The organism is Tenacibaculum xiamenense (assembly GCF_964513065.1).
GTDB classification, from domain to species: domain Bacteria; phylum Bacteroidota; class Bacteroidia; order Flavobacteriales; family Flavobacteriaceae; genus Polaribacter; species Polaribacter xiamenense.
The window spans coordinates 67,253-90,032 of record NZ_CAZEQU010000038.1 but is presented as its reverse complement, the minus strand read 5'-3'; the positions used below and the strand labels follow the sequence as shown (position 1 = coordinate 90,032).

General features: G+C 31.2%; 20 protein-coding genes. 17 read left to right on the top strand and 3 right to left on the bottom strand.

The window, feature by feature from the left end; all coding sequences use genetic code 11:
- Window positions 1-118: 118 nt before the first annotated feature.
- The 5 genes from ACKTTV_RS17435 to ACKTTV_RS17415 all read left to right on the top strand — a co-directional run bounded on the left by ACKTTV_RS17435 (window position 119) and on the right by ACKTTV_RS17415 (window position 5,379).
- Window positions 119-2,068, top strand: a complete 1,950-nt coding sequence (locus ACKTTV_RS17435; protein WP_408032152.1) for a BatA domain-containing protein — start codon at window positions 119-121, stop codon at window positions 2,066-2,068.
- Window positions 2,065-3,330: a dihydroorotase gene (locus ACKTTV_RS17430; protein ID WP_408032151.1), complete on the top strand. Its 1,266-nt coding sequence runs from the start codon at window positions 2,065-2,067 to the stop codon at window positions 3,328-3,330. The genes ACKTTV_RS17435 and ACKTTV_RS17430 overlap by 4 nt, the downstream gene beginning before the upstream one ends.
- The gene (locus ACKTTV_RS17425; RefSeq protein ID WP_408032150.1) at window positions 3,323-3,655 is read left to right on the top strand and encodes a hypothetical protein; all 333 of its coding nucleotides are present in this window, start codon (window positions 3,323-3,325) and stop codon (window positions 3,653-3,655) included. The genes ACKTTV_RS17430 and ACKTTV_RS17425 overlap by 8 nt, the downstream gene beginning before the upstream one ends.
- On the top strand, window positions 3,655-4,293 hold the full coding sequence (locus ACKTTV_RS17420; protein ID WP_408032149.1) for an alpha/beta hydrolase: 639 nt from the start codon (window positions 3,655-3,657) through the stop codon (window positions 4,291-4,293). Before ACKTTV_RS17425 ends, ACKTTV_RS17420 begins: the two co-directional genes overlap by 1 nt.
- Before the next feature lie 132 nt (window positions 4,294-4,425).
- Window positions 4,426-5,379 carry a sterol desaturase family protein gene (locus ACKTTV_RS17415; RefSeq protein WP_408032148.1) on the top strand — a complete coding sequence of 318 codons (954 nt, stop codon included), beginning with the start codon at window positions 4,426-4,428 and terminating at the stop codon, window positions 5,377-5,379.
- A gap of 29 nt (window positions 5,380-5,408) precedes the next feature.
- On the opposite strand, the gene bcp is transcribed toward ACKTTV_RS17415, so the two are convergent.
- The gene (gene bcp / locus ACKTTV_RS17410; protein WP_408032147.1) at window positions 5,409-5,861 is read right to left on the bottom strand and encodes a thioredoxin-dependent thiol peroxidase; all 453 of its coding nucleotides are present in this window, start codon (window positions 5,859-5,861) and stop codon (window positions 5,409-5,411) included.
- Between the two features lie 133 nt (window positions 5,862-5,994).
- On the opposite strand from bcp, the gene ACKTTV_RS17405 reads away from it, so the two are divergent.
- Window positions 5,995-6,630 carry an endonuclease III domain-containing protein gene (locus ACKTTV_RS17405; protein WP_408032146.1) on the top strand — a complete coding sequence of 212 codons (636 nt, stop codon included), beginning with the start codon at window positions 5,995-5,997 and terminating at the stop codon, window positions 6,628-6,630.
- 54 nt (window positions 6,631-6,684) lie between these two features.
- Here ACKTTV_RS17405 and ACKTTV_RS17400 read toward each other — a convergent pair whose 3' ends face one another.
- Together ACKTTV_RS17400 and ACKTTV_RS17395 are read right to left on the bottom strand one after the other, a co-directional pair.
- Entirely contained in the window at window positions 6,685-7,149 is a 465-nt protein-coding gene (locus ACKTTV_RS17400; RefSeq protein ID WP_408032145.1) for a DUF5640 domain-containing protein, read from the bottom strand.
- A gap of 349 nt (window positions 7,150-7,498) precedes the next feature.
- The gene (locus ACKTTV_RS17395) at window positions 7,499-8,083 is read right to left on the bottom strand and encodes an RNA polymerase sigma factor (RefSeq protein WP_408032144.1); all 585 of its coding nucleotides are present in this window, start codon (window positions 8,081-8,083) and stop codon (window positions 7,499-7,501) included.
- A gap of 360 nt (window positions 8,084-8,443) precedes the next feature.
- Here ACKTTV_RS17395 and ACKTTV_RS17390 point away from each other — a divergent pair, with 360 nt between their 5' ends.
- From ACKTTV_RS17390 to uvrA, 11 genes are all read left to right on the top strand, one after another.
- A complete protein-coding gene (locus tag ACKTTV_RS17390) occupies window positions 8,444-9,010 on the top strand; it encodes a hypothetical protein (RefSeq protein ID WP_408032143.1) in 567 nt (188 codons plus the stop codon).
- A 21-nt stretch (window positions 9,011-9,031) separates the two neighbouring features.
- Complete coding sequence (locus ACKTTV_RS17385; RefSeq protein ID WP_408032142.1) at window positions 9,032-10,768, top strand: tetratricopeptide repeat-containing sensor histidine kinase; 1,737 nt, start codon at window positions 9,032-9,034, stop codon at window positions 10,766-10,768.
- Window positions 10,755-11,501, top strand: a complete 747-nt coding sequence (locus ACKTTV_RS17380) for a LytR/AlgR family response regulator transcription factor (RefSeq protein ID WP_408032141.1) — start codon at window positions 10,755-10,757, stop codon at window positions 11,499-11,501. The genes ACKTTV_RS17385 and ACKTTV_RS17380 overlap by 14 nt, the downstream gene beginning before the upstream one ends.
- Window positions 11,502-12,021: 520 nt before the next feature.
- Window positions 12,022-12,399: a hypothetical protein gene (locus ACKTTV_RS17375; protein WP_408032140.1), complete on the top strand. Its 378-nt coding sequence runs from the start codon at window positions 12,022-12,024 to the stop codon at window positions 12,397-12,399.
- Window positions 12,400-12,517: 118 nt separating this feature from the next.
- Entirely contained in the window at window positions 12,518-12,904 is a 387-nt protein-coding gene (locus ACKTTV_RS17370) for a hypothetical protein (protein WP_408032139.1), read from the top strand.
- Window positions 12,905-13,142: 238 nt separating this feature from the next.
- A complete protein-coding gene (locus tag ACKTTV_RS17365) occupies window positions 13,143-14,882 on the top strand; it encodes an FAD-dependent oxidoreductase (protein WP_408032138.1) in 1,740 nt (579 codons plus the stop codon).
- 206 nt (window positions 14,883-15,088) lie between these two features.
- The gene (locus tag ACKTTV_RS17360; protein ID WP_408032137.1) at window positions 15,089-17,080 is read left to right on the top strand and encodes an FAD-dependent oxidoreductase; all 1,992 of its coding nucleotides are present in this window, start codon (window positions 15,089-15,091) and stop codon (window positions 17,078-17,080) included.
- 323 nt (window positions 17,081-17,403) lie between these two features.
- Window positions 17,404-18,057, top strand: coding sequence for a hypothetical protein (locus ACKTTV_RS17355; protein ID WP_408032136.1), 654 nt, complete (start codon window positions 17,404-17,406; stop codon window positions 18,055-18,057).
- Window positions 18,029-18,769, top strand: a complete 741-nt coding sequence (locus tag ACKTTV_RS17350; protein WP_408032135.1) for a hypothetical protein — start codon at window positions 18,029-18,031, stop codon at window positions 18,767-18,769. Before ACKTTV_RS17355 ends, ACKTTV_RS17350 begins: the two co-directional genes overlap by 29 nt.
- A 502-nt stretch (window positions 18,770-19,271) precedes the next feature.
- A complete protein-coding gene (locus ACKTTV_RS17345) occupies window positions 19,272-19,730 on the top strand; it encodes a DUF1842 domain-containing protein (protein ID WP_408032134.1) in 459 nt (152 codons plus the stop codon).
- 227 nt (window positions 19,731-19,957) lie between these two features.
- The gene (gene uvrA / locus ACKTTV_RS17340; RefSeq protein WP_408032133.1) at window positions 19,958-22,747 is read left to right on the top strand and encodes an excinuclease ABC subunit UvrA; all 2,790 of its coding nucleotides are present in this window, start codon (window positions 19,958-19,960) and stop codon (window positions 22,745-22,747) included.
- The last annotated feature ends 33 nt before the right edge of the window (window positions 22,748-22,780 follow it).

The window sequence follows — 22,780 nt, the reverse complement described above, 5'->3', positions numbered from 1 at the left end:
TCATGTTTTTGATTATTTTTACTCGCTAAGTGATCCTCGATATTATTATTGAATACAATATTTGAAGAAAAAAATTGAAAAAATGGTATCGATAACGAATATTTCTTAGTCATAAAATATGCAGTTTAAACACCCGGAAGTTTTATATTTTTTAGCACTACTATTAATCCCTATAATAGTACATCTATTTCAATTGCAACGTTTTGTAAAAGTACCTTTTACTAATGTAGCATTTTTACAAAAGCTAGCTTTACAAACTCGTAAAAGCTCTCGTATTAAAAAGTGGTTGATTTTACTAACCAGATTATTGCTGTTAACATTTTTAATCTTAGCTTTTGCTCAACCCTATTTTAGCAATAGAAAAGCTAATGAAAAATTACACTATTCCATTTATTTAGACAATTCATTAAGTACGCAAACGAAAGGGAAAAGAGGAGATCTTTTACAAATAGCCATTCAAGATTTAGTAGAGAGCCTATCTGATAACAGCCTATATTCATTACAAACGAATACAAATTTTTACCCAGAAAAAACTGCTAACGAGTTAAAAAACATTCTTTTTCAAATAAAGAACTCTGCTTCTCAAAAGAGCATTAAGGATGTTTTATTAAAAATGACTACTCAAAAAAATAATGATATTGAATCGTTTAAAAGAGTTCTTATTTCTGATTTTCAAAATATTCAAGAAAATGAATTGAATGATATAAATTATAATACTTCTTTGGTTCAACTCGTACCCCAGCTAAAAGAAAATCTTTCTATAGACAGTGTATATATTGAAAAGAAAAAAGCCAATACAATGGAAGTCAATATCATTGTAAAGAATCAAGGTATAGCGAAAAAGAATATTCCTATTGCCATTTATAATGATGAATCTTTAGTGAATAAGCAGACGTTTGATATTGAAGAAAACACCATTAAAAATGTGGCTTTTTCTGTTCAAAAAACACCAATTCTATTGGGGAAGTTACTATTAAATTATAGCGATGCTTATGCTTTTGATAATAGCTTTTATTTTACGTTAACTACAAACGAAAAAACTAATATTTTATCAATCGGAGCAACAAGTTCTTCATTACCCAAAATTTATACTTCTGATGAATTCAATTTTACCCAATCATCATTACAAAAAACAAATTACAACGCCATTGCAAAACAACAACTTGTTATTTTAAATGAATTAGAGGAAATCCCCCTTTCATTACAAGAAAGTATAAAAGATTATGTTCAAAAAGGTGGCAACTTACTTGTTATTCCAAATGCTAATAGCAATATTTCTTCTTACAGAAATTTATTTGGAAAGCTAGATATAAAAACAACACCTTTCAAGAAAAATACAGACAGTTTAAAAATTACTAATATTAATTTCGGACATCCAATATTTTCTAATGTTTTTGAAAAAAATGTTCGTAATTTTCAATACCCACATACTACTATTTCTTATAGCACAATCTTACCTAGAGCAAGTAGTATTCTTTCCTTTGAAAATAGAAAGGATTTTATTTCTCAGATTAAATTACAGACAGCTTCTGTTTTCTGGGTATCAAGTCCTCTAGATAAAAAGTTTAGCAATTTTAGTAACTCTCCTTTGATTGTACCTGTTTTTTATAATATTGGTAAACAAAGCTTGAAAATAACAGAATTATATTATACAGTAGAAAAGGAAAATAGTATCGATATTAATGATTCTTTCGGTAAAGACGCTGTGTTAACTATTGCCAATAAAAACAATTCTTTTATTCCTCTTCAACAGGTTTTTCAAAACAAAGTAAGGGTTACAACTACTGAGCAACCGACTGAATCTGGGTTTAATTATATTTTAAAACAGAAGGATACCTTAAAACGAATCGCTTTTAATTATAATACTAAAGAAAGTTTACTTGCATTTACAGACACTCAAAACTTTGTAAATCAAAAAGAAAAGCTCAATTTTTCTACTTCCGTAAAAAGTACGCTTGATAGTATTAAGAAAAAAAATGAAGTTCAATGGCTTTGGAAATGGTTTTTAGCACTTTCCATTGTATCTTTGTTTTTTGAAATTTTGATCTTAAAATTCTTCAAATCATGACAACGCTGCTTAAATCGGCTACTATTATAGACACTTCTAGTCCGTTTCATAATCAAACTAAAGATATTTTAATTATTGACGGAACCATTTCAAAAATTGACGATAATATTTCTACTGAAGACGGATATCAAACAGTAGAATTAAATGATTTACATGTTTCTACAGGTTGGTTTGACACTAGTGTATCATTAGGAGAACCTGGATATGAAGAAAGAGAAACAATAAAACATGGATTGAATGTTGCAGCTCAAAGTGGTTTTACTGCAGTTGCTGTGAATCCAAACACACAACCTATTACGGAAAACAAAGCAGCTATTGAATTTTTGATAAACAAAGCCAATGGTTTTGCTACTGATTTATTTCCTATTGGAGCTCTTACTCAGAAAAGCGAAGGTGTTGAAATGGCTGAGTTGTTTGACATGCAACAATCAGGAGCAATAGCTTTTGGAGATTATAAAAAACCTATTGCCAATGATAATCTTTTAAAGATTGCCTTATTATATGCGCAAAACTTCAATGGTTTGGTTATGAGCTTTCCTAAAAATAAAGCTATTGCAGGTGAAGGTGTTGCCAATGAAGGTGTAAACAGCACTATTCTTGGTTTGAAGGGCATTCCTTCCCTAGCAGAAGAAATTCAAGTTGCAAGAGATCTCTTTTTATTGGAGTATACTGGAGGAAAACTTCATATTCCAACGATATCAACAGCTAAATCTGTTAATTTGATTAAAGAAGCTAAAGAAAAAGGATTGGACATAACATGCAGTGTAAGCATTCATAATTTGTTTTTAACAGATGATGAACTTCATGGTTTTGATGCCCGCAAAAAAGTTAACCCTCCATTGCGTACCAAAGAGGATACGGCAGCCCTAATTGAAGGTGTTAAAAATGGTATCATAGATATTATCACTACTGATCACAATCCTATTGACATTGAATATAAAAAAGTAGAGTTTTCAACCGCCAAAGACGGAACCATTGGTTTTGAAAGTGCTTTTGGTGCATTGAATACTATTTTAGACTTAGAAACTATCCAAAGATCCTTATCTATAACTCCAAAGCAACGCTTTGGAATTGAATTTAATGGTATACAGGAAAATAGTAAAGCCAATTTATCTTTATTCTCAACAAAAGATGAATATACTTTTTCAGAAAAAGATGTTTTATCAACTTCAAAGAATAGTATTTTCTTTGATAAAACATTAAAAGGAAAAGTGTACGGATCTTATAATAATAACCAATTAATTTTAGCAAACCATGCGTAACTTATCTGCAGCACAAGACGGAAAAACCAATGCAATTATCGCACATATCACTATTATAGGAACCATAATTGCTTTTGTATTAAATAACAGCTCTAAAAATGAATTTACCAGTTTTTATTTAAGACAAATGGTAGGCTTACATTTATTATCATTCATAAATGAATGGTTCATCAGAGGATATGTAAGTGGAGTTGTTTCTTGGGCTATTACGGCTCTATTAGTTGCTTTTTGGTTCGTTAGCCTTATTGGAGCTATTAATGAAGAAGAAAAATTAGTTCCATTTTTAGGTGAACAATTTCAAGATTGGTTTAAAGGAATTCAATAATGAGTTTACAATACATCGTTAGACAACCAAAAACAACGGTTGCAAATCCTCCGTTATTAATTTTACTACATGGGTATGGAAGCAATGAGCAAGATTTATTTTCATTTGCAGAAGAACTACCTGATGAATTACTAATTATAAGTGCCCAAGCTCCTTATGAAATGGGATATGGCGCATATGCTTGGTATGCTATTAATTTCGATTCAGTCAATGGAAAATTTTCAGACATTCCTCAAGCAAAAGAATCGGTAGACAAAATTGCTAACTTTATTGATGAAGTAAAGAAGAAATATAATACTGCTTCTGACAAAACTTTTTTACTAGGGTTTAGCCAAGGTGCTATTTTAAGCTATGCTTTAAGTTTAAATTACCCTAATAAAGTTGAACATGTCGTTGCTTTGAGTGGTTATATTAATGACGAATTATTACCTATTGAAATACATCCAGAGATAAAAACTGATTATTATATCTCTCATGGTACTGTGGATCAAGTGTTACCTATAGAGTGGGCAAGAAAAGCCCCTGTTTTTCTTTCTGAAAACAACTTAGGGCACGAGTATTCAGAATATCCTGTAGGTCATGGTGTTGCTCCGCAAAATTTTTATAGTTTTAAAGCTTGGATTCAACAAAGGTTATAACTGAACTCATTCTTGACTTTTCGATATCGTAGAAAAAATAAAAAGTTAACAATAAGTTGGTTGATAAAAATGATATTTATCAGTTCTATTAAAAAGAAAAAAAATACTTTTGTCTAAATTTAAGTGAAAATTATGTTTGATATTTTAAATCAAGACACCCTTTATTACTGGAGCGCCCCGTTCTTCTTATTAGTAATATTCGTAGAAATGTACTTTAGCTATAGAACAAAGGCTAAAAACTATGAATTTAAGGACACCGCTACGAATGTGTATTTTGCACTAGCGAATTTTAGTTTAGATTTACTGATGAAAGCCTTTTCTTTCCTAGTAATGGGACTGTGTTACAAATACAGATTTGTTACTTGGGATAATCAAGTTGTATATTGGTTAGTAGCTTTTATAGGTCAAGACTTTTTATACTATATACATCATTATGTAGATCATCACTCTCGATTCTTTTGGGCAGTTCATGTAACTCATCATAATTCTCAGTTTTATAATATATCTACTGGATTTAGATCTCCTGTACTACAACCATTATTTCGATATATGTTTTTCTTACCATTAGCGTTTGCTGGTATTGCGCCATTACATATTATGTTTGCTTATGCTATGAACCAAAATTATGGTACACTTTGTCATACAAACTTTATTAAAAGTAAATTAGGATGGTGGGGATACTTTTTCGTAACACCTTCTCATCACAGAGTGCATCATGCCTCAAATACAAAGTACTTAGATAAAAACATGGGAATGGTTTTAATTATTTGGGATAGAATATTTGGAACTTTTCAGGCCGAAGAAGATGAAACTGAGTATGAAAAGTTAAAATTTGGCTTGACAAAAGATTTAGAAGATAAAGGTCCTATCAACGTTATTTTCCATGAGTGGAAAGAGATTTTTAAAGACTTTTTCGTGCGAAAGAAAGGATTACCCCTTGCTACCCGTTTAAAATATGTTTTTATGCCGCCAGGGTGGAGTCACGACGGAAGTAGTAAAACTAGTAAAGAACTACAAAAAGAATTGAGAGATAATTTAGCAAAAAGCTCTCAATCTGAAATAAAAAGAGAATTACAAGAAGCATAAAAAAAGAGCGATTTAAAATCGCTCTTTTTTTATTTTAATATCTGACTAGTATGTTCCTTAGTCTTTACTTTGGCGATAACGTCTTCAATTACGCCATTTTCATCAATTACAAACGTAGTTCTATGAATTCCATCATACTCTCTTCCCATAAACTTTTTAGGACCCCAAACACCGAAAGCATTAATTACTTCCTTTTCTTCATCCGCAAGTAAAGAAAAAGGTAGTTCGTGCTTATTTATCCAGTTTTGTTGGCGTTTTGCGCTATCAGCACTTACTCCAAGAATTTCATATCCTTTTGCTAAAAAACTCTGGTAATTATCTCTCAAATTACATGCCTCAGCTGTACAACCAGGTGTACTTGCTTTAGGATAAAAGAATAACACTAATTTTTTACCTGAATAATCAGATAATTTTCTTTCGTTTCCTTTTTCGTCTTTCGCTTCAAAATTTGGAGCTTTATCACCTATTTGTAATGTAGTCATATTCTAGATATTTGTGATTTTTTTTAATATTCAAATTTACAAATAAGTCGATAAATGATAAAACTTAGCACTTTAAGTTTGTACATTTGTTTAAGATATTTGATAAATAAATCGTTTATAAAATTTTATTTATATGACTAAAGCTGAAAAAGTTCAATTTGTAATCGATACTCTAGAAGAGTTATACCCTGAAACTCCAATTCCTTTAGATCACAAAGACCCCTATACTTTACTAATCGCTGTTTTACTTTCAGCACAAAGTACAGATGCTAGGGTTAACACCATTACACCGTTACTTTTTGAAAAGGCTGATAACCCTTATGACATGGTTAAGCTTACCGTAGAGGAAATTAAAGAGATTATTAGACCTGTTGGACTTTCTCCTATGAAATCAAAAGGAATTCATGGTTTATCAAAAATTTTAATTGAAAAACACAATGGTGAGGTACCTGTTGATTTCGATGCTTTAGAAGAACTCCCCGCCGTTGGTCATAAGACAGCTAGTGTAGTTATGGCACAAGCTTTTGACATTCCTGCTTTTCCAGTTGACACCCATATTCATAGATTAATGTATCGTTGGAACTTATCCAATGGAAAAAGTGTTAATCAAACTGAAAAAGATGCCAAACGATTATTTCCTAAAGAACTTTGGAATAAATTACATCTTCAAATAATATATTATGGAAGAGAATACTCTCCTGCCCGTGGATGGGATATTGAAAAGGATATCATTACCAAAACTGTAGGAAGAAAATCTTTGATTAAATAAAAAACATCTTACGAGATAAGATGTTTTTTATTTAATTTTTTTGTAGATTTAGTTTTATTTATAAAAGTAGTTTCCTTTGAATGTCGTTTCTACTCCATCTATAATTCCCGTTGAGCTATGGTCAAACGTCATGTTTAATGTATTTTCATCGATCGAATTTAAAAGATAATCAGTATCATAATCATTATTTTCAAAATCTAATTTCAACTCATTATTATTCAACTGCCAAGTAAAAATTCTATTTTCTGTATTAAATAAGAGATAACCAGAGTTATCTGAATTAAATTTGTAAACAATCTTGTTAAGGTAAAGCGAATTTACATACTCCTCAATCTTTTCAGTACTGAAGTTCCCTGGATTATAATCAGAGCTTATAAAGATGAATTTATCAAACTTCCATTCTTTAGAGCTTAATAATTCCTTATTGGTTCTGCTTGTGCCTGTAAGCTCCTCATTGTTAGAACACTTAATATTAGTCATTATAACCAACAAAATCAGCAATCTTTTCAAATTTCTCATTCTTCTCAATTTATTTTTAATCATTAAATATTATCAGCAAAGATACGTATTTCATTCTATCTACCTCTCTTTCTATTTTAGAACTATCATAAAAAAATATAAATAAAAAAAGCTCCAACATCTGTTGAAGCTTTTTCCACTCTTAATTCAAATTCAATTCAATGAGATAGTTTGATTTTGATTTTATTACTTTGAGGCTTTTTGAAAAATCAAGTAAAAATTGAATTGTTTCTTTTCTGGGGTTATTTTTTGAGTCATTAGACTTTTCTCTAGAGTAAAGTTGCGTCATGTATTTCTTATTTATTAATTTGTTATCAAACACTTAACGCTAAGTTTTTGCATTTATTGCTTAGTTCACTAAAATTACATTATTTTTTTCAACGATCTTTCTTAAATTAATTAGAGCATAACGCATTCTTCCTAAAGCTGTATTGATGCTAACTCCTGTGTTTTCAGAGATTTCGTTAAAACTTAAATCATTATACATACGCATTACTAAAACTTCTCTTTGCTCTTCAGGAAGTTCATCAATTAACTTTTTAACATCGTTCAATATCTGCTTTCTTATAATTTTTGCTTCTGCGTTTAGCTCGCCATCACTGATTACAGAAAAAATATCAAAGTCATCAGAACCACTAAACATTGGCATCCTGTTATTCTTTCTAAAATGATCAATTACCAAATTATGCGCAATTCTCATTACCCAAGGTAAAAACTTACCTTCTTCATTATAATGACCACGCTTGAGTGTTCTGATTACTTTAATAAAGGTGTCTTGAAAAATATCTTCGGTAGAATCTCTGTCTTGAATTTTGCTGTATATGAAGCTATACAATTTTTGCTGATGTCTTTTAATCAATATTGCAATGGCATTTTCATTTCCATTTATATAGTCTTTGACTAAAGAACTATCTTTTACTACATTTTTGTCCATATAATTACTTTTATAAAAGACGGTTGGAACCATCTTTTTGATTAGGGGTAAAACTCTTTTTTAAAAGTAATTATGTACTATAGGCGTTAAATATTGATTTATAAACTGTTACAAATATTGCTTTTTTTACAATGAAATGCAAATATATTTTAAATTTTATTTAAGAAATCACCTTTTCTTTACATGCAATTTTTAAATGAAAATATTAAGTTTTAAAGGCTCTCTTCCTTAATTAAATAAAGAAGAATAGCTTACCTAAATTTGAATGGTGAACAAACATGTAATAAGTATTTTTATTTGTTTTTTAATCTCATATCAGTATTTTTACCTTAACCATACTTAATTATAAAAACACTATTTATGTTAATAGAAAGCAATGCCTATCAGATAACTAAGAAGCATTTTGAATACGTTATTAAAAAACCTCCTTGTGATATTGTACCCACAAAAATAGTTTCTATTCAATACAGTGGACATATTTACTTTCCAAATAATTTTAATCAACCACTACCAACTATGGTAGAGGCTTATAGGACTAAAAAGTTTCATGGAATAAATATTAAAACTCTTGTATTTATTCCAAAACAACACCCTATAAATGAACTAAAAGAAGAAGAAAAGTTTGAATATATTAATGTATCCTCTATTTTTTCAATAAATAGTAAAGGAAAACCAAAAGTTCAGTCTTTTATTCATAATACCGAAGACCTATACACTAAGTTTCCTATTGAAAAATATCCTGAAAAATATCAGAGTTATGGAGAATTTAATGCCTACACAATAAGATTCATCGTTAAAGAAAATGATATCTCATTACCACAAGGAATTGGTTTCGAAGAAATTTCTAAAGCTCAAGTTTTCTTGTGGGATATAGACCCTGAAACATCTAGAGGAACTGAAACAACAGTTAAAACTACGAAAGACTAATTTTTAAATAAAACTTATTTTATGTTTTTTAAAAAAACGCTAGTATTACTATCGTTGTTGTATTGTTGCGTTTTAATTTCACAAGAAATAAAAATAAAAAAACACACCTATTTTTTTCAAAAGCTAGATAGTTTAAGCAATAAAAAAAAGTTATTAAAAACTACTAGTCAATATTTTAAAACTGGGCTATGGGATTCTGTTTTGGTAAACTCTTCCAAAGCCCTTTTAAACAAAAATGACTCAGCTATTTTTAGTTACTATCACTATATGCGAGGATATAGTTTTATGAGGAAAAGTATCTTCAAGGAATCAAAAGCGCTATTTAAAAAAATACCCAAACAATTTCCATTTTTTTATAAAGTAATAAATAATTTGGGAGGAATTGCTCTTGAAAAAAATAATTTTAAAGAGGCACTTAGTTATTTTAAACAAATAGAAACTAAAAAACTTTCTTTCTTTGATGAAATCAAAGAAACCTCTCTTCTAAATGATATTGGTGTTTGCTATATACATCTTAAAGATTACGAAAATGCCAACAGCTATTTATCTAAATATTTGAACCTCATAGAAAAAAATCAAAACAAAATAGAACTTACCGAAGCTTATAACAACATAGCCAATCTCTATTACGAGCAATATAAAGATGCTATTGCAATACGCTATTTTACTAAAGCCTATAATTTAGCTCTTGAAACCAGTAGCTACGATTTGAAAAGGAAAACTGCCAAAAATATGTCTATTGTCGAAAAAAACAGAAAAAATTTCGAAAAAGCTTTGGAATATTTGAAAGAGGAAAAAAGATGGAAGGATTCTATTTTCGATCCGGAAAAGCTTCAAGAGGTATATGAATTAGAAAAAAAAATAATAGAACAAGAAAAACAAAAAGAAATTGATTTGTTAGCTTTAGAAAACAAAACTAAATTGGCTCAACGAAATGGTTTTATTGTAGCCTCTGTCCTATTATTATTACTATTAATAGTTGGTGTCTATTCATTTGTTCAAAAAAACAAATCGCATAAAATTATTTCATCTCAAAAAGAAGAATTAGCGCTTTTAAATCAAACCAAAGACAAACTTTTTTCGGTAGTAAGTCATGATTTACGTTCTTCCGTGAACCTTATGAAAAAAAGTAATGCTACTTTACTTGGTAAAATTCAAGACAAGAATTATCAGGATTTAGGAGGTATTATCGTTAAAAATGCCGCTATTGCCAATAGCTCCTATAATTTATTAGACAATTTGCTAAACTGGGCAACCATGCAAACCGAACAATTGTATTTTCATATAGAATCGCTGGATCTTAATTCTGTAGTAAATCAAGTTTCTTTTAATTACCAACCCTTGTTTGACAGCAAAGAATTGACTTTTGAAAACTTTGTACAACCTTCCAGTTTTGTTTTGGCAGATTTAGATTCTTTAAAAATCATTATTAGAAATTTGTTAGATAATGCCATTAAATTTTCTAATTCAGGAGGAACTATTAAAATTTATAATACTTCTTCTGAGTTATTTGAGGAATTTGTTATTGAAGATTCGGGAATTGGGATGAATAAAGAAACTATCGTTGAACTACAAAAAGAAAGTCCTTTACTAAACAAAAAGAAAAATCAAAATGAACTAGGTACTGGCTTAGGCATTCATTTATGTAAATCACTCATAAAAAAGAACAACGCAGAGCTTTTTATTGAAAGCTCTCCTAACAAAGGTTCAAAATTTAGTATTTGTTTCCCTAAACCCTCAATCCATGGATCAAATTAATATTTTAATTATTGAAGATAACCCCGAAATTTCAAGTGAACTAAAAGAAACTTTAGAAAAAAATGGGTATCAGGTTTTGGCTATCGCTGAAACATATCAGGAAGCTTTAACCCTATTTTATAAATTACCAGTAGATTTAGTAATTGTAGATATCTTTTTAGGTGAAAATCCCGAAGGAATTACCTTTGCCGAAACCATTTCGACGGTACCCAACTCCTTAAAACCTTTTATTTTTTTAACAGGTTCAAAAGATCGTTCCATTTTTGAACGAGCCAAATTAACCAAGCCCTTTCGTTATCTATTAAAGCCTTTTAATGAACTGGAGCTTTTATACGTCATTGAAATGGCAATTGAAAAGTTTTACGAGCAACCTAATGTGTTCGCCGGAAACCAAGAAAATACCGTAATAAGTGATGATTTTTTGTTTGTTAAAAAGAAAGACTCGCTAAAAAAAGTACAGCTATCAACCATTATTTATATTGAAGTTGAAAATAGATATTGTACCATAGTAACGGAAAAAGAAAGCTTTGTCATACAAATTTCACTGAGTAAAATACTAAAGTACATTAACAATACTATTTTTAAACAGGTACATCGAAAATTCGTAGTGAATTTAGGTATGGTTGAAGAATTTTCGCTTACAGATCATTCAATAACTTTAAGAAAAAACCATATTCTGTCCTTTAGTGATAAGTACAAAGACACTATTAAAAAGTTTGACATTTTAAAATAAGTTTTAGTTTTCTTATGAAATAATTTGATTATCCATTAAGGTCATTATTACGATATTGCGCCATTCCGAATTTATTTCGGAATCCCATCATACTATGAAGCAAATGTTTATGATGAGAATCTGAAACGAGTTCAAGTTGACAATTTCGTTTTATTATCAATTACGAATAATCATTTAAAGTAATCATCAAAAATTTAATAAGGGGATGAATCCTCTTAGTTTTTCTTATCTCTCCCGCTCTTCAAAACAGATCAAAAGCTATTCACAACATAAAAATCGGTTTTTACAACATAAAATCCCGTATTCGCAACATACAACTCTTTCCTCATCCTTTTAACCAGTAGTTTTACCTCAGAAAACAACCACTGGCGCTAGTATTAGTTTTCAAAACCTAATCTAATCAAACAGTAGAGTTCAGAAACTACTTATATCATTTACAATTTTAAACAACTAATGGTATTAAAAAAACGAGGCGTAATCCGAAAAGCCTTATGAGTAGGAAAACTAAAAACTTAAAATTATGCCTAATTTCAGTTGTCATTTTAACGTAACAAATAATACCTCTAAGCCATTAATTTTTTCAAGCGATAATATTATCGATGGAAACTGGCACAATATCAAACTTGATCCTCCCTCTACTATTGAGCCTGGAGCAACTTATAGGTTCGACCTCAACGATGTTGGTGGTACCTCAAAGGGAGCAGAAGGAACAGCCTATTTTGAAACTATTTCCAATGGTAAAAAGGTAAAAATAGGATTTTACATGAGCTGTCCATTGATTGGTAAAAATAAGGCTGAGGCGAGTTTATCACCAAAAGATGCTCCTATTATTGTTGGTGCAAAGGTTGAGGACAGAAGCGGACATCCAGCAAACGGTTATTTCACAGTTAATGGCTAAGCCTTCTATTTGAACAATAAAGTATAATACAAAAAACTTGGTAGAGTTCAGAAACTACTTAAAAAACGAGGCGTAATCCGAAAAGCCTTATGAGTAGGAAAACTAAAAACTTAAAATTATGTCTAAGAATACCAAATGGGATTTTAAAATTATCGAAACAGGAAGTCCAAATAATGATAAAGTGGCTAACTTTATTAATACTTTAACGAGTGAACAAAGAAAAACCTATAAAGTGGTTCAAGATGATCGCCGAAGTGAAAATGCTCATGCTGTTATTTTTTTCGACAAAGCGGAAGTCATTTGTGACTCTAGTAATCAACCAGTTGCCTCGTATAAATTTACTTCTAAAGGAACGAATAAAGGTGGATTACAGTCCGCTTGTCAGGAAGCAGTTGCATGGCTTAATAATTTAGACGACATACAAGCTGTCAATGCAAGAGCTACTATGTCTAACTCGAAAAACCCAACGGAAATCTTAAGTTTCTTTTACCCTAACTTAAGTTAATATTACAAGTTTAACTCCTTAAAACGAAAAAGAGGTCACTTAAAAAGTTAAGTTCGCCTCTTTTTTATTAGATCGAATATTAGAGTATCTTTTAAAATACTCTTTCTTCATTTTAGAATCTCACTCATACCCCTTTTTTATATACTTAAATCGAATTTTTAATCGCTTAAAGAACTCTTTTAAATGAGAGGTCTAACAAAAGGTATTTTTAAGCTTTAATCCTTAAATTACAATATCTATGAAAACCGATATTCAAGAAGAAGTAAATAAATTACTAAAAGAAAACATTGATAATTTTTTAAAAGAAATTCAAAAGTCTTTACCAGTAAATGTAACGGTATCCACAAACTGGGGAAGCTTGGATAATGTTTACGAACATTTTAAAAATAGCCGTATTTTCAATAGGAGACTCCAATTCAATCCTTTTGTTATTGTTTATTGTGAAAGTCCAGAAGATGTTCAAAATACATTCAAGGCAGCAAAAAATAATAAACTTCCATTTAAAGTAAGAGCTGGAGGGCATGATCATGAAGGAGAGTGTACTGGAACGAATGTAGTTCTTATTGATGTTTCAAAAATGAACTACCCTGAACATGATAATGAAAAGGTCTTTGTTAAAAATGTTGATGGTGACAAAATTGCCTACATCCGTCCAGGTATTCGCTTCAAAGATCTTACCTCAAGACTTGCTGACCAAGATGTGATGATTCCTCATGGTACTTGCGCTACTGTTGGTATTGCTGGGTTCACCATGGGTGGTGGCTGGGGTCCATGGACTCGTAAATATGGTATGTGCTGCGAACGTCTAGTTGGAGCTACGATTTTACTTGGTAATGGAGAATTTTTAGAACTCGATGAAAAAAACAGTGAGGTTCCAGATTTGCTTTGGGCATTAAGAGGTGGAGGCGGAATGAGTTACGGAATAGTAACGGAGCTCAGAATTAAAACATTCGAATTACCCAAAGTATTACACCGATTCAATATTGTTTGGAATCCATATAGTAGCATCAATCCTGATGAAGTTGTGGGAGATGTTCCTGCTCTTGCGGTATTGGAAAAATGGGAAGAGCTTATTCAACCAATTAACTCGCCTCAACTTATTGGTACAAACTTAAAAATGAGTGCAAGATCTTGGAATGAAAACACTCCTGTTCCTTATAAAACCATTAATTTAAATTGTCAATTTAATGGTTATTGGGAAGGAAATGAAGATAGTTTAAGAAAATATATTCAATCCAACTTTACAGGGGTACTTGCCGTTTCTGAGGATATGCTAACGATAGAACCTGCAACAGGTGCTGATTTCAAAAACAAAAGTAATTACGGTGAAAATTTAATGAGTTCATGGGATAGAGAATCTTTTAATGAAATCAGAACTGCCTTATTAGGTCATGATTTATTAATGGGTACTCCTTTACAACCAGATTTAGATCTTCCTGCTCCACATAAAATAACCTCTCGCTTGGTAGATCATGATGGTTTAAATGCGCATGGTAAAAACGGACATCAAAAGTTAATTGAAAGTTTATGCTCTTTCTTATTAAACGAGCATAACAGAAAAAACACCATTACTTCTTATATTACTTTAGGAGCTATTACAGGCGATTTTTATAAGAATCATCCTGAGACCAATAGTGCTTTTCCATATAACGATAAACAATATACTATTCAATATCAATGTTGGTGGGAAGCTTTAGATGCAAACATGGATCCTGCTATGAAAAAATATATCGAAGAAAAAATAAAGAATTTCCAAGACAATACGTTATATGACTATACTAACAGGGCGTTAGATTGGATAGAAGTTTGTAGAGATTTCGATATTCCAAATACCTCTGGTGCTTTTATAAGTTTTAAAGATAGCTCTATTCCTACTAAAACTTATTTTGCTGATAGCTATGATAAACTAATCAAGATAAAAGAAAACTATTCAGAAGATCCGTTTAATCATTTTCGAACCAGAAAAACGATAATATAACCTCCTTTCCCCCTTCTGCGAGGGGGATTTTTATTTTAACATTTTTCTCCTGTAGCCCTCATTAATACTCTTCTTAAAAAGGGTATGATATACGGTGAAATATTTTTTTCAGATAATTATTACGAGTTTTAGGTTATGAAAAATACTGCTAATTGATTTCATAGCAGTATATAAAAATGATCTATAACTATTAAATAATATAAAAAATGAAAGAAAGAGCAAACAATAATAAAAATACAATTATTGTAGGTGGTGGTGTATCCGGATTATACACTGCATGGCGTTTATTAAAAAATGGTCAGAAAGTAACATTGTTCGAAGCAACAGAGCACGTTGGAGGGCGTTTAATGACAGTTTCTCCAGAAAATCTCTTAGAGGGTAAGTATAACGGTGAACTTCTCAATCCAAAAAACATCTCTCCAACACATTGTGAACTAGGAGGAATGAGATTACCAAGTCAGGAATCATATGAAACATATACGTTGAGTTTAGTTGATGAGCTAAGCAAGGAGCTAGAAAAATACAAAGAGAAAGATAACAAAGCCGATTACTTGCATTTAGGTCTTACAAAGGTAGATTTCCCTACAGATAAACCAGAAAACTGGCATTATTTAAGAGGTTTTGTTCAAAAAACAGAAGATTTAAACAATAAGGAAAAATATGGTGTTTATAAAGATGGGTACGTTCCTTATAAGCTTGAAGACCAAGAAAAGAAATTAATCAACTCCGAGGATGGTATGAGTGGACCAATGCGTAATGCCATTGAAAACGATGAGCGCCCTCTAATTGATAAAAATCAACTACCAAATAACAGCGATAGAAAAGATGCTCTTTTTCAATTTGTAAGTAATACCTTAAAAAGAAAAATTCCTATTCAAGGTGAACAACAAGATTTGTACAAATTTGGATTTTCAGATGTTATAAACACAAGTGGTAACTTTAACTCGCCTGAAAACGGGAACATTTCCAATCAATACTTTAAACTTTTTACAGATGCTGGAGGTTATGATACTGTACCCGCAAGTTGGAACGCATCCACTGCTTCATCAATTGTAGGTTTAGATTTTGCTGGAGACCCTAAATATAAAACTCTGGCTGGTGGTTTAAGATCCATTCCTGCTACCTTAGAGTACCTAATTTCCAAATTAGATCCGTCGTGTATTCATAGAGCTTCTGCTGTTCAGAACATAACTTATACTAACGATAACTATATCGTTAATGTTAACGGAATAGTATACAATTCAGATGCTGTTGTTTTAGCTGTTCCTCCAGTAGTAGCAAAAAAATTAATTGGTGGGAAACAAGGTATTTTCAATAATAACGAAGGTATTTACAAGAAAGAAGAAATTATTAAAACTGTTAACCAACGATTAAAACAAGTTACCCCAATACCTCTTTTAAAAATTTACTTAATGTATGAACTTAAAAATGATAAAGGTTGGTGGGAAAACTATGTTGGAAAAATAGATCAGTATACTCGAATGACAACCGATTTACCGTTGCGTCAAATTTATAACTTTGGAACTTATATCCATAGATATTGGATGGAAGGTCCTCAAGAAAAAAAATATGCTGTTTTACAAATATCATATGATGACGATTTAAATCCTGGATACTGGGCAGGACTCTTATCAAAAGAATCTGGAGGTATTATTGATACAGGTATTTTTGGTGATGCTTATACTGAAATAGGTCAATCAAGTTATGCTGAAGTTATGCCACTCATTAGAAATAGTTTCGGAACTGACAATGTCAAATTCCAACAAAACCACCCGCTATTTTCAACAGCTCATGAACAATTCAAAAATTTCGTTCAAAAAGTAGCAGAAAGTAAGGGAGAGACGATTGATTTATCTAATATTAATCTTCCAGAAGCCGGAGCGTGTATGGACTGGGGAGTTGCTCCATATGGTGGTGGAGTTAATTTCTGGAATGTTGGCGTAGATGTTTCAAAAGAATATTGGAATACCATGCGTCCATATCATATCGAAGGCGTTTCGGAAAAATTTGATAATATTTATGTTGTGGGAGAAGGATATTCAATATTTCAAGGTTGGATTGAAGGAGCGTTATGGACCGCGGAAGCCGTATTAGAAAACTACTTTGACTTAGAAAAAGAAAATTGGATGCCTTTTAACGTTAACTCGGCTAATATTACAGAAGAAAAAGTGAGTTTACAACTAGAAAAAACACACTAAAAACTACCTTTTAAAATATAAAATCCTCTTCTCATGAAGGGGATTTTTGTTTTATTATAAAAACCTCCCTCCCAAAACCTAACACCCTCTTTTTCAAAATTCAACATGATATAGCTTGATATATTTTTTCAGGTAAAAATAAATGAACTTTGAACTATCAAAATTTTGATGTGGTAATCTAAAATTACCATAATGAAAACATATTGCGCTATCCATGTTTTCATAATCTAACCAAAACAGTAGAGTTCAGAAACTACTTAAAAAAACGAGGCGCCCCCCGAAAAGCCTTATGAGTAAGGAATTAATTTTTAAAACTTAAAATCATGAGTAATGATACCCTGACTCCAACGAAGTTAAAAAAAAACGAAAAGCCAATTTTATTAAAACAAGGAGATGAAGCTAAAACAAATGATCGTCCTGATGGGTATAATGTTTTTACTATTAAGCCTAAGGATGACTCTTCTGTTAAATTCAGCATTAAGTCCAGTACCTTTTCAAAGAAGAAAACATTATCAGAAGGAGGATCTGTACCATATCCTTTCATTTTCGATTCCGAAGGTAATTATGTTGAAATTCAAAACACCTCAGGAGAAGAAGACCACAATTTCAAAACTGGATGGTTTGGTATTACTGGGAAAGTCGATCATAAACTAACAAGTAGCTTTCAAAAAGTAAACACACTTCAATCTATTAAAGGAAAATCTGGATCCAGCAAACAAACATTAACTATTAAAAGTGACACAACTGTCAATTCGTTAGCACTTGTATTTGTCGGTTCAGAAAAACCTTACCCTGTATTTTTAAATACTGATGAAGATGATGTTCCAGAACAGTGGCAAGCTCTCATTAATTCTGATAATGCAAAGTTCACTGGTAATGAATACGAAGCAGAAGAAAGAAACTACCACAATAAAACAATTTTTATCGTGAATGCTTCTTCTGATAAAAATGCAAATTTTGAAGTTAGATTACAATAAATTTGAATTAAAACCCTACCATTATAGCTATATACTGGTAGGGCTTTTCCTAACAGGTATTTCACTCTCTTTCAAAAGAGTAAAACTATTAAAACTAAACATAAATGGAATTACTCACCTTAAGAAATTTGATCATGCTAAAACCTATCTAAACCTTCCCAGTCCTATTATTTGGTCTGTAAAAGTTGAAAATGACGAATCTCATCAAATATCGATTTATTCGTCTAAATGGGATACGTTGTTAAAAACCCCTGTAGGCACCCAAGTAAATTATACTTTTTGGCAATATGCTAAAAATGGGTTTCACCAAACAACAAACTTATCTAATAATAATGGAACTATACAAGTAGGTTTATATTCACCAATTTATAATGCAGATACCACAATTATAAATGCTGGAAAAGTAATTCTAGACCAATTTCAATCTGTCGAATATACTCCAAGTAATTTAGCTACAATTCGTTTAAATAGTAAAAGCACTGAAGAAAGTTTAATTTACTGTATTTTTGGAATCGACTCAATTGTTCCTGTTGCATTAAACACTGATAATAAAGACATTCCAGAACATATGAGAAAAATCAAAAACCTGAAACCTATTCCTAATAACAAATTTCAATTTAGAGCTCGATGGAACTCTCAACGAATTTTTATAATAAACCTATCTTCTTCTGACAAAAAGAGCAATGTAACAATAGAATTTTTCCCTGGGTAATAAAGAATTTAATTTCCATTAATAATATGTTTAGTTGATCAAAAAGCCTAGTTATTTCTCACACCGTGTATTGACATGCTCTTTCTTCATTCTTTCTTATATTTAACTTGTTTAATCCATTTACAAAATATTCCGAATGCTATTTATTATAGTATAGAGAATTTTTAATACTACCATTGTTATATTTAAGAATATACTAACTAAATAAAGGTTATCTTAAATTTAACTCTTCATTTGTAACAGGAAAAATCCTTGATGGTTTCCCCTGAAGTTATTTGGGAAAACCCCTCACCTATCTTTCAGGTAGCTTAGGTATTGTTTTTCAGATAGTTACTATTTAAATTTGTTCTATATAGTGATAAAAGCTATATCAAGAAAACCATTTTTAGCGCTATAATGTTTTCTAAAATAAACTAACCAGTAGAGTTCAGAAACTACTAAAAAAACGAGGCGTTCCCCCGAAAAGCCTTATGAGTAAGGATAAAATTTTAAATAATTAACTATGTCTAATAAGAATAACATCGGTCTTTTTCAAGCTGGTCCATATGTAATAGGAAATGGATTAAGCGGAGGTTACACTTTCAAACTTCAATTTGTTGTTGATGTTGTAAGAAAAACAGTTCACGGAGCTGGAAATATTACACAAGCAACAAATCCTCCTGTAAATGTAGCCACTAACATTAATGGTGAGTATTCTCCTTTATTAGGAACTTATCAAATATTAGTTAATGCCGAAGGTTTTAACCCTTTTATTCCAATTGTGCCTCAGCAGAAAAACGTAACTCTTCAGTTATTTTTAGATAAAGATTGGAAATCTGGTGTAGCTAACTATTCTTTTTATAACGGAAAGGAGTGGATTAGATTAAGAAATCAAAAAGTAGAATTAGTGGCTCCTGAAAACTTAGAGCAACTTGCTTCTGCGGTTGCTGCTCAAGAAGAAGAACTAGAGCCAGTTAATTAGTTTTATGTCCATAAAATAATTTTGAACACCTAGAAATAGGTGTTCTTTTTTTATGCAATATCCTCAAAACTTCTTTTTATTCATATGAAATAAAGCCGTATTTTTATGCCTCATTTTTTAGAGCGTGTGGATCATACATTTTTATTTTAATTATATCTCTAATTCAGAAGCTTATATTTTAAAATAAGTATCCACAACTGATAATTGAAGGTAGCAAAAACAAACAAATGAAAAAAGACATTTCTAAGGTTAACCCTAAGGAAAATATCATCATAAAAGGGGCCAAGCTCCATAACCTAAAAGATATTGATGTTGTAATCCCAAGAAATAAATTAGTTGTTATCACTGGACTCTCTGGTTCGGGAAAATCTTCTTTAGCCTTTGATACTTTATATGCTGAAGGTCAAAGACGTTATGTGGAAAGTTTGTCTTCATATGCCCGACAGTTCTTAGGAAAACTTCATAAACCTAAGGTAGATTATATTAAGGGAATTGCTCCTGCAATTGCTATTGAACAAAAGGTGAACTCTACCAATCCAAGATCTACAGTAGGAACATCCACTGAAATTTACGATTATATCAAATTATTGTATGCTCGTATTGGTAAAACCTACTCTCCTATTTCTGGTAAAGAGGTTAAAAAACATACGGTAACTGATGTAATTAACTTTGTTAAAGAGTTTGAAGAAAGGACAAAGTTATTGTTACTTGCTCCTATTTCTATTAACGAAAACAGAAAGTTAGAAACAGTTTTACAGGTATTAAAACAACAAGGGTATGCCCGTTTAAAATATAAGGAAACTGTCTATAGAATTGATGATTTTCCTATTAATGATTTTAGTGGAGACCATTTTTTCTTGGTTGTTGATAGAATTGTGGTTAAACATGAAGAAGATTTTTACAATCGATTAGGTGATGCCGTTCAGACTGCTTTTTTTGAAGGGAAAGGAATTTGTCAAATTCATAACCTATCTACTGAAAACACAGCTGAATTTAGCAATAAATTCGAGCTTGACGGAATTACGTTTTTAGAACCCAACACTCATTTTTTTAGTTTTAACAATCCTTATGGTGCTTGCCCTACTTGCGAAGGATATGGAAGTGTTGTTGGTATTGATGAAGAACTTGTAATTCCGAACACGGGTTTATCTATTTATGAAGATGCCATCTTCCCTTTTAAAACAGATAGTTATAAAAAATATAAAAATAGCCTCATTCTTCATGCAGAAGAATTTGGAATTCCCATACATAAACCTTGGTTTGAACTTTCTGAAGAACAACAAGAATTGGTTTGGAATGGAACAAAAAGGTTTAAAGGTATCAATCATCTTTTTAAAACCTTAGAAGAAAAAAGCTATAAAATTCAAAATCGGGTAATGCTTTCTCGATACCGAGGAAAAACTACTTGTCCTGAGTGCCATGGTAAACGTTTGAGGAAAGAAGCCAATTATGTTCAAGTGTACGGAAAAACCATTTCAGAACTGGTTGAACTTCCTTTAGATGAATTAGCCGATTATTTTGCTTCCATCAAACTATCTACTCATGAAGAAAAAATTGGTAAAAGACTTCTCGCCGAAATTAACAGTAGATTGCAATTTTTAAGAGATGTTGGATTAAGTTATTTAACACTTAACAGGACTTCAAACACCCTATCAGGAGGAGAAAGCCAACGTATTAATTTAGCAACTTCATTAGGTAGTAGTTTGGTAGGATCAATGTATATTTTAGATGAACCAAGTATTGGGTTGCATCCGAAAGACACAGAACGCCTTATCAAAGTTCTAAAAAATCTTCGAGACCTTGGAAATACTGTAATTGTTGTTGAGCATGATGAAGACATCATGAAAGAGGCCGATTATATTATTGATATTGGCCCTGAGGCGGGAACTTATGGAGGGAATGTTGTTGCTGAGGGTACTTTTAAAGATATCTTAAAATCAGAATCTTTAACATCGCAATACCTATCTGAAAGATTAAATATTGAGCTTCCAAAGAAGCGAAGGGCTTCCAAGGACATGATAAATGTTATTGGTGCTAGGGAAAATAATTTGAAAAATATTGATGTTTCTTTTCCTTTAAATAATCTAACGGTTATTACAGGAGTATCTGGAAGTGGAAAAAGTACTCTGGTAAAAAAGATTCTATATCCGGCCATGCAGAAAAAACTAATAGGTTATGGCGACAAACTTGGTCAGCATTCTGATGTTAACGGAAGTTACGATTTCTTGAAGCATGTAGAGTTTATCGATCAAAACCCTATTGGTAGGTCTTCAAGGTCAAATCCAGTAACCTATATCAAGGCTTACGACGATATTAGAAAATTATTGTCTTCTCAGAAGTTATCTAAAATAAGAAACTATCAACCGAAGCATTTTTCATTTAATGTGGAAGGAGGACGATGTGAAGTTTGTAAAGGTGAAGGAGAAGTTACTATTGAAATGCAATTTATGGCTGACGTTCATTTGGAATGTGAAGCTTGTAATGGAAAGCGTTTCAAAAAAGAAGTCTTAGAAGTTAATTTTGAAGGGAAAAATATTGATGATATTCTTAACCTAACCATTGATGATGCCGTGGCCTTTTTTACGCTTCATAATGAGACTCGAATCGCCCGAAAACTAAAGCCGTTGCAGGATGTAGGATTAGGCTATGTCCAACTTGGACAGTCGTCTTCTACTTTATCAGGTGGAGAGGCTCAAAGAATTAAACTTGCCTCATTCTTGGTTAAAGGGAATACAAAAGATAAAGCATTGTTCATTTTTGATGAACCTACGACGGGGCTTCATTTTCATGATATTAAAAAGCTTTTGAATTCTTTTAATGCATTAATAGAAAAAGGGCATTCTATTATCGTCATTGAACATAATATTGAACTTATAAAATGTGCCGATTATATTATTGACCTTGGTGCTGAAGGTGGTAAAAAAGGGGGTAATCTTATTTTTTCAGGTACTCCTGAAGAATTGATTAAGAATGAAAAATCATTCACAGCAAAATATTTAGCTGAAAAATTGAGCTAATTCAATTAGACCATATAAATTAAAGCACCTCTT

Bases quoted from the DNA above. Each gene is read 5' to 3' on its own strand.
- ACKTTV_RS17365 (WP_408032138.1), top strand. From the start codon at position 13,143: ATGAAAACCGATATTCAAGAAGAAGTAAATAAATTACTAAAAGAAAAC.
- ACKTTV_RS17370 (WP_408032139.1), top strand. From the start codon at position 12,518: ATGTCTAAGAATACCAAATGGGATTTTAAAATTATCGAAACAGGAAGT.
- ACKTTV_RS17355 (WP_408032136.1), top strand. From the start codon at position 17,404: ATGAGTAATGATACCCTGACTCCAACGAAGTTAAAAAAAAACGAAAAG.
- ACKTTV_RS17435 (WP_408032152.1), top strand. From the start codon at position 119: ATGCAGTTTAAACACCCGGAAGTTTTATATTTTTTAGCACTACTATTA.
- ACKTTV_RS17395 (WP_408032144.1), bottom strand. From the start codon at position 8,083: ATGGACAAAAATGTAGTAAAAGATAGTTCTTTAGTCAAAGACTATATA.
- ACKTTV_RS17415 (WP_408032148.1), top strand. From the start codon at position 4,426: ATGTTTGATATTTTAAATCAAGACACCCTTTATTACTGGAGCGCCCCG.
- ACKTTV_RS17430 (WP_408032151.1), top strand. From the start codon at position 2,065: ATGACAACGCTGCTTAAATCGGCTACTATTATAGACACTTCTAGTCCG.
- ACKTTV_RS17380 (WP_408032141.1), top strand. From the start codon at position 10,755: ATGGATCAAATTAATATTTTAATTATTGAAGATAACCCCGAAATTTCA.
- ACKTTV_RS17385 (WP_408032142.1), top strand. From the start codon at position 9,032: ATGTTTTTTAAAAAAACGCTAGTATTACTATCGTTGTTGTATTGTTGC.
- ACKTTV_RS17400 (WP_408032145.1), bottom strand. From the start codon at position 7,149: ATGAGAAATTTGAAAAGATTGCTGATTTTGTTGGTTATAATGACTAAT.
- bcp (WP_408032147.1), bottom strand. From the start codon at position 5,861: ATGACTACATTACAAATAGGTGATAAAGCTCCAAATTTTGAAGCGAAA.
- ACKTTV_RS17345 (WP_408032134.1), top strand. From the start codon at position 19,272: ATGTCTAATAAGAATAACATCGGTCTTTTTCAAGCTGGTCCATATGTA.
- ACKTTV_RS17425 (WP_408032150.1), top strand. From the start codon at position 3,323: ATGCGTAACTTATCTGCAGCACAAGACGGAAAAACCAATGCAATTATC.
- ACKTTV_RS17390 (WP_408032143.1), top strand. From the start codon at position 8,444: ATGTTAATAGAAAGCAATGCCTATCAGATAACTAAGAAGCATTTTGAA.
- ACKTTV_RS17350 (WP_408032135.1), top strand. From the start codon at position 18,029: ATGCAAATTTTGAAGTTAGATTACAATAAATTTGAATTAAAACCCTAC.
- uvrA (WP_408032133.1), top strand. From the start codon at position 19,958: ATGAAAAAAGACATTTCTAAGGTTAACCCTAAGGAAAATATCATCATA.
- ACKTTV_RS17375 (WP_408032140.1), top strand. From the start codon at position 12,022: ATGCCTAATTTCAGTTGTCATTTTAACGTAACAAATAATACCTCTAAG.
- ACKTTV_RS17420 (WP_408032149.1), top strand. From the start codon at position 3,655: ATGAGTTTACAATACATCGTTAGACAACCAAAAACAACGGTTGCAAAT.
- ACKTTV_RS17405 (WP_408032146.1), top strand. From the start codon at position 5,995: ATGACTAAAGCTGAAAAAGTTCAATTTGTAATCGATACTCTAGAAGAG.
- ACKTTV_RS17360 (WP_408032137.1), top strand. From the start codon at position 15,089: ATGAAAGAAAGAGCAAACAATAATAAAAATACAATTATTGTAGGTGGT.